The organism is Paraburkholderia bannensis NBRC 103871, from assembly GCF_000685015.1.
Taxonomy (GTDB): domain Bacteria; phylum Pseudomonadota; class Gammaproteobacteria; order Burkholderiales; family Burkholderiaceae; genus Paraburkholderia; species Paraburkholderia bannensis.
On the sequence record NZ_BAYA01000014.1, the window covers coordinates 242906 to 258097 of the forward strand.

15 protein-coding genes are annotated in these 15192 nt (G+C 64.8%); 10 read left to right on the forward strand and 5 right to left on the reverse strand.

The annotated features are described in order from the left end of the window. Positions 1–28 precede the first annotated feature (28 nt). The gene (locus BBA01S_RS22245; protein ID WP_027818385.1) at positions 29–1000 is read right to left on the reverse strand and encodes an NADPH:quinone oxidoreductase family protein; all 972 of its coding nucleotides are present in this window, start codon (positions 998–1000) and stop codon (positions 29–31) included. 259 nt (positions 1001–1259) lie between these two features. Here BBA01S_RS22245 and surE point away from each other — a divergent pair, with 259 nt between their 5' ends. From surE to BBA01S_RS22270, 5 genes are read left to right on the forward strand one after another with little or no spacing between them, the layout of a single operon-like run. Then, entirely contained in the window at positions 1260–2021 is a 762-nt protein-coding gene (surE, locus tag BBA01S_RS22250) for a 5'/3'-nucleotidase SurE (protein WP_027818386.1), read from the forward strand. Further along, entirely contained in the window at positions 2018–3100 is a 1083-nt protein-coding gene (locus BBA01S_RS22255; RefSeq protein ID WP_027818387.1) for a protein-L-isoaspartate(D-aspartate) O-methyltransferase, read from the forward strand. The genes surE and BBA01S_RS22255 overlap by 4 nt, the downstream gene beginning before the upstream one ends. Positions 3101–3105: 5 nt before the next feature. Further along, positions 3106–4017, forward strand: a complete 912-nt coding sequence (locus tag BBA01S_RS22260) for a peptidoglycan DD-metalloendopeptidase family protein (RefSeq protein WP_027818388.1) — start codon at positions 3106–3108, stop codon at positions 4015–4017. A 12-nt stretch (positions 4018–4029) separates the two neighbouring features. Beyond that, the gene (gene rpoS, locus BBA01S_RS22265; protein ID WP_027818389.1) at positions 4030–5118 is read left to right on the forward strand and encodes an RNA polymerase sigma factor RpoS; all 1089 of its coding nucleotides are present in this window, start codon (positions 4030–4032) and stop codon (positions 5116–5118) included. A 53-nt stretch (positions 5119–5171) separates the two neighbouring features. Beyond that, the gene (locus tag BBA01S_RS22270; protein WP_027818390.1) at positions 5172–5957 is read left to right on the forward strand and encodes a 3'-5' exonuclease; all 786 of its coding nucleotides are present in this window, start codon (positions 5172–5174) and stop codon (positions 5955–5957) included. A gap of 19 nt (positions 5958–5976) precedes the next feature. Here BBA01S_RS22270 and BBA01S_RS22275 read toward each other — a convergent pair whose 3' ends face one another. From BBA01S_RS22275 to BBA01S_RS42190, 3 genes are all read right to left on the reverse strand, one after another. Further along, positions 5977–6831 carry an endonuclease/exonuclease/phosphatase family protein gene (locus tag BBA01S_RS22275; RefSeq protein ID WP_027818391.1) on the reverse strand — a complete coding sequence of 285 codons (855 nt, stop codon included), beginning with the start codon at positions 6829–6831 and terminating at the stop codon, positions 5977–5979. A 59-nt stretch (positions 6832–6890) separates the two neighbouring features. Continuing rightward, positions 6891–7241, reverse strand: coding sequence for a hypothetical protein (locus BBA01S_RS22280; RefSeq protein ID WP_156966030.1), 351 nt, complete (start codon positions 7239–7241; stop codon positions 6891–6893). Positions 7242–7384: 143 nt separating this feature from the next. Then, a complete protein-coding gene (locus BBA01S_RS42190; protein ID WP_042297670.1) occupies positions 7385–7591 on the reverse strand; it encodes a hypothetical protein in 207 nt (68 codons plus the stop codon). 322 nt (positions 7592–7913) lie between these two features. On the opposite strand from BBA01S_RS42190, the gene rlmD reads away from it, so the two are divergent. Then, a complete protein-coding gene (rlmD, locus tag BBA01S_RS22295; RefSeq protein WP_084162435.1) occupies positions 7914–9335 on the forward strand; it encodes a 23S rRNA (uracil(1939)-C(5))-methyltransferase RlmD in 1422 nt (473 codons plus the stop codon). A 114-nt stretch (positions 9336–9449) separates the two neighbouring features. Here the strand turns inward: rlmD and BBA01S_RS22300 are convergent, their stop codons facing one another. Further along, positions 9450–10256 (reverse strand): outer membrane protein assembly factor BamD, encoded by an 807-nt coding sequence (locus BBA01S_RS22300; RefSeq protein WP_027818394.1) that lies wholly within the window; start codon positions 10254–10256, stop codon positions 9450–9452. A gap of 132 nt (positions 10257–10388) precedes the next feature. On the opposite strand from BBA01S_RS22300, the gene BBA01S_RS22305 reads away from it, so the two are divergent. The 4 genes from BBA01S_RS22305 to BBA01S_RS46930 all read left to right on the forward strand — a co-directional run. Next, positions 10389–11687, forward strand: a complete 1299-nt coding sequence (locus BBA01S_RS22305) for an RluA family pseudouridine synthase (protein ID WP_027818395.1) — start codon at positions 10389–10391, stop codon at positions 11685–11687. After that, the gene (gene pgeF, locus BBA01S_RS22310; RefSeq protein WP_027818396.1) at positions 11684–12568 is read left to right on the forward strand and encodes a peptidoglycan editing factor PgeF; all 885 of its coding nucleotides are present in this window, start codon (positions 11684–11686) and stop codon (positions 12566–12568) included. Before BBA01S_RS22305 ends, pgeF begins: the two co-directional genes overlap by 4 nt. A 425-nt stretch (positions 12569–12993) precedes the next feature. Beyond that, positions 12994–14973, forward strand: a complete 1980-nt coding sequence (phaC, locus tag BBA01S_RS22315; RefSeq protein WP_407668328.1) for a class I poly(R)-hydroxyalkanoic acid synthase — start codon at positions 12994–12996, stop codon at positions 14971–14973. A 108-nt stretch (positions 14974–15081) separates the two neighbouring features. Beyond that, positions 15082–15192 (forward strand): thiolase family protein (locus BBA01S_RS46930; protein WP_156965915.1); only part of this gene is annotated, 111 nt, incomplete at its 3' end.

Sequence of the window (15192 nt, forward strand, 5' to 3'; positions counted from 1 at the left end):
AAATTGGCAAACGATCGGCAAGCGCCGCTCAAGGCTCGATGATGATTTTGCCGGTCACCTTGCGCGACGCCATGTCCTTGAGCGCCTGCGCCGAATCGGCCAGCTTGTAGCGCTTCGAGACATAAGGCTTGAGCTTGCCTTCGCCGATCCAGCCGACCATCTGGGCGAACGCCGCCGCATTGTTCTGCGGTTCGCGGCGCGCATAGTCGCCCCAGAACACGCCGACGAGACTCGCGCCCTTGAGCAGCGCGAGGTTCAGCGGCAGCTTGGGGATCTCGCCATTGGCGAAGCCGACCACGAGATAGCGGCCGCGCCAGCCGATGCTGCGAAACGCCGGTTCTGCGTAAATGCCGCCGACCGGGTCGTAGATCACGTCCGGGCCCTTGCCGTCGGTGAGCGCCTTGATGCTCTCGCGCAAGTCTTCGGTGCTGTAGTTGATGGTGGCGTCGGCGCCGAAGCGGCGGCACACGTCGAGTTTCTCTTCGCTCGATGCGGCAGCGATCACGCGCGCGCCCAGCACATTGCCGATTTCCACCGCCGCCAGGCCCACGCCACCCGCTGCGCCGAGCACGAGCATCGTCTCGCCGGCCTTGAGTTGTGCGCGGTCAACCACGGCGTGATGCGACGTGCCGTAGGCGAGCGTGAAAGCGGCGGCCGTCGCGAAATCGGCGGCATCGGGCAGCGGCACGCAGGCCGATGCGTCGGCAATCGCCTGCTCGGCATAGCCGCCGTTGCCCACATACGCCACGACGCGCGTGCCCGGTGCGATCTTCACGCCTGCGCCCACGGCCCGCACGATGCCCGCGACTTCGGCGCCTGGCGTGAAGGGCAGTTGCGGCTTCATCTGATACTTGTTCTCGATGATGAGGACGTCCGGGAAATTCACGGCGGCCGCCTTCACGTCGATCACCACCTGGCCGGGGGCCGGCACGAGGTCGGGCAGATCTTCGAGTGTGAGCGTGTCGGGCGGCCCGAACTGGTTGCAGCGAATTGCGCGCATCGTGTCTCCTGTCGTGGTACGTCAGTCATTGGATCCGGCTTGAGCGTCACAGTGTACGGCAATCCGACGTTATGCGAACGATCGTGCGTTTATTTTTACGCGTGATGCTTTCCGATGCGCCAGGACGGCTGTCTGAAGTGTCTCCCAAAATCCTGTAGGAAAATGCCGCGCATCGTGTCGTAAAATGCGCCGCCGACGGCCGTGCAGAGGTGTCCTCCCTGTCGTTCGTCTGCCTTCTTTCCTCGGTTACAATCGGCTGATGCGAATACTACTCAGCAACGACGACGGCTATCTCGCGCCCGGCATTGCGGCGCTTTACGAAGCGCTCAAGCCGCTCGCCGAGATCACGGTGATGGCGCCCGAGCAGAATTGCAGCGCCGCTTCCAACTCGCTCACGCTCTCGCGCCCGCTTTCGGTGCTGCGCTCGGCGAGCACCGGCTTCTATTACGTCAACGGCACGCCCACGGACTCGGTGCATATCGCGCTGACGGGCATGCTCGATCATCGGCCCGACCTCGTGGTGTCCGGCATCAACAACGGCCAGAACATGGGCGAGGACACGCTCTACTCGGGCACGGTCGCCGCGGCCACTGAGGGCATCATGTTCGGCGTGCCGGCCATTGCGTTCTCGCTCGTCGATAAAGACTGGGTGCATCTCGACTCCGCTGCGCGCGTGGCCGCCGACATCGTCGCGCATTACCTCGCGAACCCGCTGCCGGGCAATCCGTTGCTGAACGTCAATATTCCGAACCTGCCGTATGAGGAGATGGGCGAGTGGCGCGTTACGCGTCTGGGCAAGCGCCATCCTTCGCAGCCGGTGATCCGCCAGACCAACCCGCGCGGCGAGCCGATTTACTGGATCGGCCCCTCGGGCAGCGCGCGCGACGCGAGCGAGGGTACGGACTTCCACGCGGTGTCGAACGGCCAGGTGTCGATCACGCCGCTGCAACTCGACCTGACACACACGCAGATGTTGCCGGCGACGCACGATTGGGTGCGCCAGGGCGGCAGCGCTTCATGACGGGCGAGCGCACCAGGCGTTTTCCGCTCGGCCTCGCGGATCTCGTTCGAGAGCCGCGTCGTCGCGACGACGCGCGTCCTGGCGAGACGCGCGGCTCGCTCGCGGCCAAGCCCGGTGCGAAGGTCGTGCAGAAGGGCACGGCAAATGCTCCAACGTCGAGCGTGCCTGGCGTGCGACCGCCTGCGCTGGGAAGCGCGGGCGTGGTGAAGGCCGCGAAGGCGCCAGGTGCGCCGCATACAGCGGCATCCCCCGCGCGCAAGTCCGCAGTGCCCCGCGCCGATCTTTCCGGTCGCACCGCCCAAACGTTTTCGCCTGCTGCGTCGAAGGCGCTGCCTGCGAACGGGAGGGGCGCGCAGGCACGTCCCGGTGTCCCGCCGCGTGCCGGTGTGGCGCCCAGCGCAGGTGCGCCCGGTGTGGCGCTGAACGGCGCGCTCGCACTGACTTCGGAACGGGTTCGCGAACGCATGGTCGAACGCCTGCGTGCGAACGGCGTGACCGATCCGCGCGTGCTTCAGGCGCTCGCGACGGTGCCGCGCCACATGTTCGTCGATCCTGGCCTCGCGGCCCAGGCCTACGAAGATGCGGCGTTGCCGATCGGCCATCACCAGACCATCTCGAAGCCTTCGGTGGTCGCCCGCATGCTGGAACTCGCGGGCGCGGGCCGCGAACTGGATCGCGTGCTTGAAATCGGCACGGGCTGCGGCTATCAGGCCGCAGTGCTGAGCCGGATTGCACGCGATGTGTATTCGATTGAACGCATCAAGCCGTTATACGAGCGCGCAAAGACGAACCTGCGGCCGCTGCGCATCCCGAACATCCGCCTGCACTATGGCGACGGACGGCTCGGCATGCCGTCGGCGGCGCCGTTCGACGCGATCGTGATTGCAGCCGCCGGCTTCGACGTGCCGCAGGCGCTGCTCGAGCAACTCGCCATCGGCGGGCGGCTCGTGGCGCCGGTCGCGGAGCAGGACGAGGCGACCCAGGTGCTCACGCTCGTGGAGCGCACGGGCCCGGCGCAGTGGCGGGAGTCGAGGCTTGATCGCGTTTTCTTTGTCCCCTTAAAATCCGGAGTGATCTGAAACCGATGAGTATGTTGCGCGCGATGCAAAGAAAACGCCTGAATATCGATTTGACCACAGCCCAACGCAGTGCTTCGGTCATCGCGCTCTGTCTGCTGACGGCCTGCGCGACGCGTCTCGACAACGCGCCCGTCGTCGACCGCACGTCGGCGCTCGGCACGGCCGGCGCACAGCCGCCGGTGCCGCTCGGGCCGCCGCCTCCGGGATATTACCGGGTGAAGCCGGGCGATACTCTCTATAGGATTGCGCTCGAAAACGGCCAGAACTACCGCGACATCGCGACGTGGAACAACCTGTCCAATCCGAACCAGATCGAAGTGGATCAGCTGCTGCGCGTCGTGCCGCCGGGCGCGAGCAACGCCGCTGCATACACGCCGGGCGTCGTGACCGCGCCGGTGCCAGGTTACGCATCGTCGGGTGCACAGCCGGGTGCACAACCCGGCGCCGCCATGCCGCCGATGATCGGTTCTGGTGCAAACGCAGGCCCCGCGCCGTCCGCGAGCGTGCCGCCGCAAGCCAGCGGCAGCGACATGAGCGCCGCACCTGCGGGCAGCATCTCGCTCGCCTGGCCGGTGCGCGGTCCGCTGCTCAATGGCTTCGACGACACCCGGAACAAAGGTGTCAATATTGGTGGCGCGTCGGGCGACCCCGTGAAGGCCGCGGGCGATGGTCGTGTGGTTTATGCCGGAAATGGGCTGCGCGGTTACGGCAATCTCATTATCATCAAGCATGACGCGACATTCTTGACCGCGTACGCTCACAATCGAGCTTTGATGGTAAAAGAGGGAGATGCGGTCACCAAGGGCCAGAAAATCGCCGAAATGGGCAATACTGACTCGGACCGCGTGATGCTGCATTTCGAAGTACGCCGTCAGGGCAAGCCCGTCGACCCACTGAAGTACTTGCCGCCGCAATAAAGCGAGCCGACTATGCCGAAATCGAAGCGCCGTCTGCAGCAATCCGAGTCTGACAGTCAAGCCGCCCAGGTTTCGGTGGAGGATGCCGCCGCGCCGGTCGAAGAGGACGATCTCGACGGCGCGCGCGACCAGGACGAGCGCGAGGAGCGCGACGCCGGCTCGGAAGAGGGTGGCGAGCGCGAAAACGGCGAGTCCGCGGAGGCGCCGTCCGACGCGGACGATTTCCGCTCCATGCTCCAGGCCGAACTCACGGCCGACACCATCCAGCATTATCTGAACCGGATCAGCGTAAAGCCGCTGCTCACCGTCGAGGAGGAGCAGCGCTACTCGCGTCTGGCCAAGGCCGGCGAATTCGAGGCGCGCCAGGTGATGATCGAGCGCAATTTGCGCCTCGTCGTGTCGATCGCCAAGGGCTACCTGAATCGCGGCGTGCCGTTGCTCGACCTGATCGAGGAAGGCAATCTCGGCCTGATGCATGCGATCGAGAAATTCGATCCGACGCGGGGCTTCCGTTTTTCGACCTACGCCACCTGGTGGATCCGTCAGAGCATCGAGCGCGCGATCATGAACCAGGCGCGCACGGTGCGCCTGCCGGTGCACGTGATCCGCGAACTCAACCAGGTGCTGCGCGCCAAGCGCCATCTGGAAAAGAATTCGCTGAACGCCAATGCGGCCTCTGAGCGCCGCGACGCCAGCATCGACGACATCGCGTATCTCACCGGCAAGACCACCGAGGAAGTCACCGACATTCTCGCGCTCAACGAGCACACCGCTTCGCTCGATGCGCCGCTCGATCTCGACCCGGCGAGCAGCCTGCTCGATCTGCTGTCCGACGATCAAAGCCAGTCGCCCGACGCCGAAGTGCAGCATCGCGAGCTGGAAACGCTCACGCGCGCGTGGCTCGGCCGGCTGTCGGACAAGCATCGTCATGTCATTGAACGGCGCTTTGGCCTGAACCATATCGAGCCCGCCACGCTCGAAGAGCTGGCCGACGAAATGGGCCTCACCCGCGAGCGCGTGCGGCAGATCCAGCAGGAAGCGCTGGTGCGCCTGAAGCGCTTTTTCGCCTCGAACGGCGTGCGCAAGGACGCCGTTCTCTAAACGCGGCTGTAGCAAGGCCGCTTTTTTTCAACGCCGACCCGGCGTTCACCTGAATGACAGTACCCGTACTCGTATTCGACATCGAGACCATTCCCGATGTCGACGGCATTCGCCGTCTCGAAGATCTGCCTGCGTCGATGAGCGACGCCGAAGTGGCCGAACATGCGTTCGCCGCGCGACGCGAAAAGACCGGCAGCGATTTCCTTCAGCATCACCTCCAGCGCGTCGCCGCGATTTCGTGCGTGTTCCGTGACGGCCAGGGCTTTCGCGTGCGCTCGCTCGGCACGCCCGAGGACGGCGAGGCCAAGCTGATCGACTCGTTCTACCGCACCATCGAAAAGTACACGCCGCAGCTCGTGTCGTGGAATGGCGGCGGCTTCGACCTGCCGGTGCTGCACTATCGCGCGCTCGTGCACGGCATCCGTGCAGTGCGCTACTGGGATCTGGGCGAGGAAGACCGCGACTTCAAGTGGAACAACTACATCAGCCGCTACCACTCGCGTCACACCGATCTGATGGATCTGCTGGCGATGTATCAGCCGCGGGCGAGTGCGCCGCTCGATGCGCTCGCGAAACTGTGCGGCTTTCCGGGCAAGCTCGGCATGGACGGCGGCCAGGTCTGGACGCAGTTCCAGCAGGGGCAGATCGAGGAAATCCGCAACTACTGCGAAACCGACGTCGTGAACACGTATCTGCTCTATTGCCGCTTCCAGAAGATGCGCGGCGGCTTCACCGAGCGCGAATACGACGACGAAATCACCTTCGTGAAGCAGACGCTCGCAAACGAATCGGCGCCGCATTGGGCCGAATATCTGAAAGCGTTTGGCGACGCGAAGTAAGCGCGGCCTCGCGGGGCGTCTAGCGGAGCTCAAGCACGATCGGCTGATGATCCGACGCCCGCATCGCGCCATCGATTTCGCAGTGCGTGAGGCGTGCGCGTAAATCCTCGGTCGCGAACAGAAAATCGCAGCTCAGCGGCCCGTCCGCCCATTGTGCGGTGTCATAGACGCCCGCCGTCGGCGGCGGCGTCGCGCCGGGATGTAGCGCCGTCCAGGCGTCGATAAAGGCGGGGCTGCCAGCGAGCGGATCGAGCATGCGCGCATAGGCCGCGCTGCCCCACGCACAGTTGAAATCCCCGCAGACGATGGCGCTAACCGGCCGCGACGTGCGCGCGAACGGGCCTGCGTCGTTTTCCGCGGGCGCGGGCCGTGCCGCATGCGCGGCGGCTTCCTGCTGAAGACGGCGCAGTTCATCGACCTGTGCGAGCCGTTGGCGCTCCGAATAAAACTCCAGATGCGTCACGAGCACGCGCAGCGCGCCGCCAGGCGCATCGACGACCACTTCAAGCGCCACGCGCTGCATCGACGGCGCGCCCGGATCGGCGGGCCACGGCAAAAGATGGCGGAAGACTTGTGCAACGGGCAGGCGCGTCGCGATTGCATTGCCGAACTGGCGGCGTGTCGACGGCTTCCCATCGCCCTGCAGATCGGCGCCGATCGCTTCGATCACGGTAAAGCCGGGCAGGAGCGCGGCAAGTTCACCGAACTGATCGTCGCCGGGGCCGCCCGGCAACGCATGGAATCCGCGCGTGATTTCCTGGAGGCAGAGCACATCGAAATCGGCGAGGCGCTGCGCTTCGCGCACAGTGCGGGCGAGATCCACGACACCATCGGCGTCGCGGCCCCATTGAACATTCCAGCTCACGAGTTTCATGACAGTGCACCCCAGGTGACGCCTCGCCGCGCACGGTCGATGTCCGCGCCGCGCAGCCGTCAGCGGCGCGTCACCGCGTAGTCCGAAGCCTGATAGGCGATGCCAGGGCCCGCTGCGGCGCGTGTCACTGCAAGATTACAGGAGCCGCGCTCGCTCGCCACCACGGCCTGCTGCCGGAAGTACACCGCGAATGGCACGTCGCCGTATTTGCCGAGCGCATACTGGTAGCACTCGTTGCCGTTTTCGCCGCGCACGCGGTCGGGCGGCCCGACGCGTGCGATGACGTCGTTTTGCGACATGCCGCGCGTGACCTTGGCCATGGTTACCTCGGGGGCGGGAAGCGGGGCGGATAGACAGGCGCTCAGGCTGACGGTAGCGGCGAGGAGCGTGGCGCAAACCACTTTGTTCATGCTGTTTCTCGGAATCGTGATGAAGGGCTTACCTGTACGCGCGTAGCTCGACGCCGCCAATCGGACAGCTCCCAAAATGCGTGCTGCCAGGGAATCCGAAGCGTTGGTGTGTCGTGCAGCGGGTCAATCGCGCGTTGCGCCGCTCAATCGAAAATCAGGCGTACGGCGAGGTAAAGAAGTCCGATCATCAATATCGGGCTGCCGATCAGCGCGGCGGCGACGATATACGACTGGCGCCGGGCGGCGCGGTTGCGCGGCAACGCTTCGATCAACGGCGCGAGAAAGACGACTGCAACGCACAGAGCGCCGAGCGCGATCACAAAACCAGTAGCGGAAAAAAGCGTGTCCATGATGTCGGGTCCTTGTCGGCGGCCTCATCGGGCACGTCGCGAGAATCATCGTACTGTCGGACGTCGTCAGAGTAGATCAGATTTTTCTGAAAGAGAGGTGGCGCAAATGAGACGCTCTCAGTTGCAACCGCCCGAAGGTCGCGTGAGGAGCCGTGCGCTGAATCGACTACAATCTCGCCTTCGCCTAAAAAATCCACCCCCACTGTCTGTCAGGAATCCGCTGGTGTCCCAAGCTGCCCCCGACCCTCAAGCCGGAACAGGCCGTGCCGATACTGGCCGTGCCGAGCCCGGCCGTACCGCAACCGTCCACGCCGAGTCCGCTATGCCTTTGCCTACGCCCTCGAAGAAGCGCAGCAAGCGCGAGCGCCGCTCCGAGAAGCGCGCCGCCGTGGAGGCTTCGGTTGCTAATGCCCCGATTCTTGAAATCGAGTCCCTCGACATGGAGGCGCGCGGCGTTGGCCGTACTGTCACCGAAACGGGCGAGCCGGGCAAGGTGATCTTCGTCGAGGGCGCATTGCCTGGCGAACGTGTCACTTATTTGAGCTACCGCAAGAAGCCGACTTTTGAGCAGGCTGAAGTCGTCAGCGTGCTGCGCGAAAGCGCGATCCGTACGAAGCCGCAGTGTGCGTTTTTCGGCAAATGCGGCGGCTGTTCGATGCAGCACCTGGACGTGCGCGCCCAGATCGCCGTCAAGCAGCGCGTGCTCGAAGACAATCTCAAGCATCTGTCGAAGGTGCGTTCGGAAACGATGTTCCGGCCGATTCACGGCCCGTCGTGGGGCTACCGCTATCGCGCGCGCCTGACCGTGCGCAACGTGCCGAAGAAGGGCGGCGTGCTGGTGGGCTTCCACGAGCGCAAGAGCAGCTATGTGGCCGACATGACGAGCTGCGAAGTGCTGCCGCAGCATGTTTCGGCGATGCTGGTGCCGCTGCGCCACCTGGTCGGCGCACTGTCGATCAGCGATCGCATGCCGCAGATCGAACTGGCTGTCGGCGCGAGCGTCACGGCGCTGGTGCTGCGCATCCTGGAGCCGCTGACCGCCGCCGACGAAGACCTGCTGCGCGCGTTCGCCGACGAGCACAACGTGCAGTTCTGGCTCCAGCCGAAGGGCCCGGAAACGGTGTTCCCGTTCTATCCGCTCGACAAGCCGCTCGACTACACGCTGCCGGAATACGACATCCGCATGCCGTTCAAGCCGACCGACTTCACCCAGGTCAATCATCAGATCAACCGCGTGCTCGTGGGTCGCGCGCTGCGCCTGCTCGCGCCGGAACAGGGCGACCGCGTTCTCGATCTGTTTTGCGGCATCGGCAACTTCACGCTGCCGCTCGCGCGTCTTGCGCGTGAAGTGGTGGGCATCGAGGGCAGCGAGCAGCTGACGACGCGTGCGCTCGAAAACGCGCGCGCCAACGGCGTGGACGGCCATACTTCGTTCGCGTGCCGTAACCTGTTTGAAGTCACGGCGGACGACATCCGTGCGCTCGGCCATTTCGACAAGTACCTGATCGATCCGCCGCGCGAAGGCGCGCTGGCCGTGTCGCAGGCGCTGGCCGAGATCGCACAGAGCGGCAACGGCCCGCTGCCCAAACGCATCGTCTATGTGTCGTGTAGCCCCGGCACGCTCGCGCGCGACGCTGGCGTGCTCGTGAACGAGGCCGGTTATCGCCTCAAGGGCGCGGGCGTGGTCAACATGTTCCCGCACACGTCGCACGTCGAGTCGATCGCGTTGTTCGAGCGCGACTAGGCGAAACCAGGCGCAACGAGACTCGCCGCCGCAGCGTGACTGACGGCGGCGCAAAAAAACGCCACGGAGAAAACTCCGTGGCGTTTTTGCTTTAGTGCGCGTGACGCGTTCTGATTACCAGATCTGCCACCAGGACTTCTGTTCCTTGCCCGGGCGTGCGTGACCCGTGATGTACGGGCTGTCCGGGAAGGTGGCGGCCAGCACGCGACGCGTGTCGTCGGCGAGCTGCGGCTGATCCAGCTTCTGGTATGACAGGATCATGATGTGCAGCGCGTCTTCAATCGCCGGTGCGCTCTTGTATTCCGTGATCGCGAGCTGCGCGCGGTTGATGGCCGCCACGTAGGCGCCGCGACGATAGTAGTAGTCGGCGGCGTGCACTTCGTGCGAAGCCAGCGCATTGACGATGTAACGCATACGCTGCGCGGCGTCCGGCGCGTACTTGCTCTGCGGCGACTTGTCGACCACGACCTTGAACGCGTCATAGGACTCGCGCAGCGACTTCGGATCGCGCTCGCTCATGTCCTGGCCCGAGAAGCGGCCGAACAGACCCAGATCGTCGTTGAAGTGGATCATGCCCTTGAGGTAGTACGCGTAGGCGATGTCCGGATGATCCGGGTGCAGCTGGATGAAGCGGTTGATCGCCTGGTCGGCGGCGTCGTTCTCGTTGTCCTTCCAGTCGCAGTAGGCGACGTTGATCTGCGCCTGTTGTGCGAAATGGCCGAACGGATCGCGGCCTTCAAGCTGCTCGAAGTATTTCGCGCACTTGCCCCAATCGCCGCCGGAGAGCGCGTCCTGAGCCTCCGTATATAATTTGTTGTTATTCCACGTTGCCGTTTCGTCGGTTTTTTCCGGCAGGCCGTGGCAGGCAGCCACTACGGTGAGCGCGGCGCCGCAGGCGGCAATGCGAAAGACGTTGCCCATCTTGCCGAGCGTTTGCATGTGCTTTGCGCGCAGTGCGTTTCGGGCCGCTGCATTTTTGGCCAGTTTCGTGTTCGTGTTCAAGGCTCGCATTTATCCCAGTCCAGCTTCAGGTCCACAGGTGACCCAGACTCAATGACCCGTTCAGTTATTCCGGGGGCCGGCGCTCCCGGCGCCCAAAACAGCATCAGCGATTATAGCCTGGGCGATGTGCCCAATGCCGCAGCAGCCGATGAGCCGCTTGACGATGACCTCGTCGAAGACATTTCCGTACCTATCACGGGCGGTGCGCCGCGCACGCGCGTCGCACGCGAAGAACAGCCGGCGCGGCGCGCCGAAGTGCCCGACGAGCTTGCCGGAGAGCGTCTCGACAAGGTGCTCGCCAGGGTCTTTCCCGAATTTTCCCGTAACCGGCTGCAAGGCTGGATCGAGGCCCAGCGCGTCCATGTGGACGGCAAACCGGCCAAGGTGCGCCAGCCGGTGCCGCTGGGCGCCGTGATCGAACTCGTGCCCGATCTGCTGCCCGAGCAACTGGCGTTCACGCCTGAGCCCGTGCCGCTTGACATCGTCTATGAAGACGACGCGATCCTCGTCATCAACAAGCCCGCCGGTATGGTCGTTCACCCGGCGGCCGGCAACTGGAGCGGCACGATCCTCAACGGTCTGCTGCACCGCTACGGCGAGGCCGCCGCCGGTCTGCCGCGCGCGGGCATCGTGCACCGTCTCGACAAGGAAACGTCGGGACTGATGGTGGTCGCACGTACGCTCGAAGCGCAGACCGATCTCGTGCGCCAGTTGCAGGCGCGCACGGTGAAGCGCCGCTATCTCGCGCTGGTGTGGGGCAACATGCCCGACGAAGGCACGATCGACGCGCCAATCGGCCGCGATCCGCGCGATCGCGTGCGCATGGCGGTGGTGAGCGGCGCATCGGGCAAACCGGCGCGCACGCATTACCGCCGCATCGACAAGACGATCTGGCACAACCAGCCGATCAGCGCGATTCACTGCGACCTCGAAACCGGCCGTACGCACCAGATCCGCGTGCATTGCGCGCATATCCGCCATCCGTTGCTGGGCGATCCGGTCTATGGCCACGCGCGCGGCAAGCGTTCGGTGCAGGCCTTGCCCGGCGATTTCGCGCGTCAGGCGCTGCATGCGTGGCGCCTTGGCCTGATCCATCCGGTGACGGGCCGCGCGATGCAGTGGCGTGCCGAAGTCCCGGACGACATGGACGCGCTGATCGAAGCGCTCGGCTTCGGCAGCGAGGAGAACGAGGACGACTACGCGTTCGACGAGATGTTCGACAGCGCCTACACCGACGAAGGTTACGTAATCGGCAGTAACGAAGAGGATTACGCGGACGACGAAGGCGACGAGGGCGACGATCACGACGACGAAGACCACGAAGACCACGACGAGGACAAGCGCGCATGACGACCTGCCCGGAGCTGACTTCCGCCGATCTGCTTCACCCCGACTGGGAAGTCGCGCCGCGCGTGCGTGCGATCGTGACGACGCGCAACGGCGGCGTGAGCTTGCCGCCGTTCGGCCGCTGGCAGGACGGCGCGGGGCAGGGCGAGGGCGTGGATCTGCCGTGCGGGATGAACCTCGGACGCGCGTCCGGTGACGATCTTGAGCATGTCGAGGCCAACCGCACGCGTCTGCTGGCCTACGCGGGCGTGCCCGCGGCCTGGCTCAAGCAGGTTCACGGCCCCATCGTCGTCGATGCCGCCGAGGCGCTCGATGCCGCCCGCGCCGGCGCGCCGCTCGAAGCCGACGCAAGCGTGACGAACCGTCCTGGTATCGCCTGCACGGTGATGGTCGCCGACTGCATGCCGGTGCTGCTGTGCGACGGAGCCGGCCGCGCGGTCGGCGCGGCCCATGCGGGCTGGCGCGGCCTGGCCGCGGGCGTCATCGAAAAGACGGCGCAGCGCGTGGCGGCGCTCGCGGGCTGCGCGATGGATGACCTTCACGCGTATCTCGGCCCGGCGATCGGCCCGACGGCCTTTGAGGTCGGGGCAGACGTGCGTGACGCGTTCATGACTCACGCGGCGGCTGTCGACGGGGCACAACGGGCCACCGGGGCCACCGGGGCCACCGCGGCCACGGACGCGGCCTTTGCGCCGCGCGCCGAAGCACCGGGCAAGTATTTCGCCGATCTTGGCGCGCTCGCGCGTCTGCGTCTTGGCGAACTTGGCATTACGCGTGTGAGTGGCGGTGGAATGTGCACTTACACTGATCGCGAGCGCTTTTATTCGTATCGTCGCGAGCCCGTAACGGGACGTATGGCCGCGCTCATCTGGATAGAGTCCTGATCTCTTCCTGAGTGGAACTCCGCAGCCGTTTCGCTGCGGAGCACACCCCCTCACGTCTGACATTTGACGTGTTTTTGCTGCGCCGCACAGTCGGCTGCAAGGCACGGCTTTTCATGCGCCGCGAATCGGTTCGGCGCATTCGTCATTGCACTGCAAGCACTTGCGCGCACGGAGGTTTTTCCTGGCCGTGGCGATCCCTCACGTGCCTGGCCTGCGAGCACCTTTGCGTGCATCGGGAAAACGATAATAAAAAAAATATCGCAGTGCGGCAAAATCGGGCACAAGCATTGACACGCTTTGCAGTGGGGAGCAAGAATGTCCTTCACCTACGGGACAGGACGCACCGGGCGCATGACAGTGGCGCGCCTTGAGCGTTCCACCTGCCTCTCAACCAGTCTTCCGGGACACATCGGTCAAAAGCAGGCATGACGGCATCTCAACGTTCCACGACTAACCCGGGTACGGGCGCTTCAACCGACGGTGCGCAGTCTTTCATTCCGAATTTCACGCCGGACGCCGCCGGCATGCAGCAAATGCTCGACGCCTGGACACAGGCCTGGCGCAACGCCATGAACGCCGCGCAGCAAACCGGCGCGCAGCAGTGGGGGGCGATGGGGCAGCCCGGCACGTTATGGCCCGGCGTCGCCGAAGCCATGAACGGCGCGGTCAATCCCGCCCAGGCCGCGCAGGCCGCCTTCGGTGCAGCGATGAATCCCGCTGCGATGCAATCGGCGCTTGGTCAATTCGGTGGCCTTGGCAACCTCGGTCAACTCGGCGGCGCTTTCGAAGGGTTCAAACTGCCTTCGGCGTCCATCGAACCTTCAAAGCTTCAACATCTCCAGGCCGAATACTCGCGCGACGCGATGGAACTGCTGCGCGAAGCCTCGGCCGCCCAGCCCAAATCGCCCGAACTCAAGGATCGCCGTTTCAACTCGGATGCGTGGAAAGCCACGCCGGCCTATGCCTTTACGGCGGCCTGGTATCTGTTGAACGCGCGCTATCTGCACGAGATGGTCGATGCCATCGACACCGATGCGAAAACGCGCGAACGCATCCGTTTCGCCGTGCAGCAATGGACGGCGGCCGCCTCGCCCAGCAACTTCCTCGCACTGAACCCCGACGCACAGAACGCCCTGCTCGAAAGCCACGGCGAAAGCCTGCGCCAGGGCGTGATGAACCTGCTCGGCGACATGACGCGGGGCAAGATTTCGCAGACCGATGAGTCGCGCTTTGTCGTGGGCCGCAATCTGGCGACCACGGAAGGCGCGGTCGTGTTCGAGAACGAGCTGTTCCAGTTGATCCAGTACAAGCCGCGCACGGCCACCGTGCGCGAGCGGCCGCTGCTGATCGTGCCGCCCTGCATCAACAAGTACTACATCCTCGACCTGCAGCCCGAAAACTCGCTCGTCGCGTACGCGCTGGAGCAGGGGCAGCAGGTGTTCCTTGTGTCCTGGCACAACGGCGATGCGTCGATTGCCGACAAGACCTGGGACGACTACATCGAAGACGGCGTGCTGCGCGCCATCGACACGACGCGCAGCATCAGCGGGCGCGAGCAGATCAACACGCTCGGCTTCTGCGTGGGCGGCACGCTGCTGGCCACGGCGCTGGCCGTCGCGGCGGCGCGCGGCGAGCATCCGGCTTCGTCGATGACGCTGCTCACGGCAATGCTCGACTTTTCCGATACGGGCGTGCTCGACGTGTTCGTCGACGAAGCCCACGTGCAGATGCGCGAGCAAAGCATCGGCGGCAAGAACGGCGGCACGCCGGGCCTGATGCGCGGCATGGAGTTCGCCAACACGTTCTCGTTCCTGCGCCCGAACGATCTGGTCTGGAACTACGTCGTCGACAACTACCTCAAGGGCCGCACGCCCGCCGCATTCGACCTGCTCTACTGGAACAGCGATTCGACGAGCCTGCCGGGCCCGATGTATGCGTGGTATCTGCGCAATACGTATCTGGAAAACAAGCTGCGCGAGCCGGGCGCACTGACGGTGTGCGGCGAAGAAGTCGATCTTTCACGGATCGACGTGCCGACCTTCCTCTACGGTTCACGCGAAGACCATATCGTGCCGTGGCGCACGGCTTACGCGTCGGTGCCGCTGCTGTCCGGGCCGTTGAAGTTCGTGCTGGGCGCGTCGGGCCACATCGCCGGCGTGATCAATCCGGCTTCGAAGAACAAGCGCAGCCACTGGATCTTCGACACTGAGGCCAAGCATCTGCCCGACGAAGCCGACGACTGGTTCGATGCAGCCGAGGAAAAACCGGGCAGCTGGTGGCCGGTGTGGGCCGAATGGCTCGACCAGTTCGGCGGCAAGAAGGTCAAACCGCGCGCCCAGGCCGGTTCGGCGGAATTCCCCGAAATCGAGCCCGCGCCGGGTCGCTACGTGCAGCAGCGCGAGTGACGGCGCAAGCGCGTACGAACGCATTAAAAAAGGTGTAGCAGGGTTTGGGTTTTTAACATTGACGGGCAAGCATCTCTCGCGATTTCGCGCAGCCCGGAGGAATGGAAAATGACTGACATTGTGATCGTTTCGGCCGCACGCACGGCGGTGGGTAAGTTCGGCGGCTCGCTGGCGAAGGTGGCGGCGCCCGACCTCGGCGCGCTCGTAATCAAGGCGGCG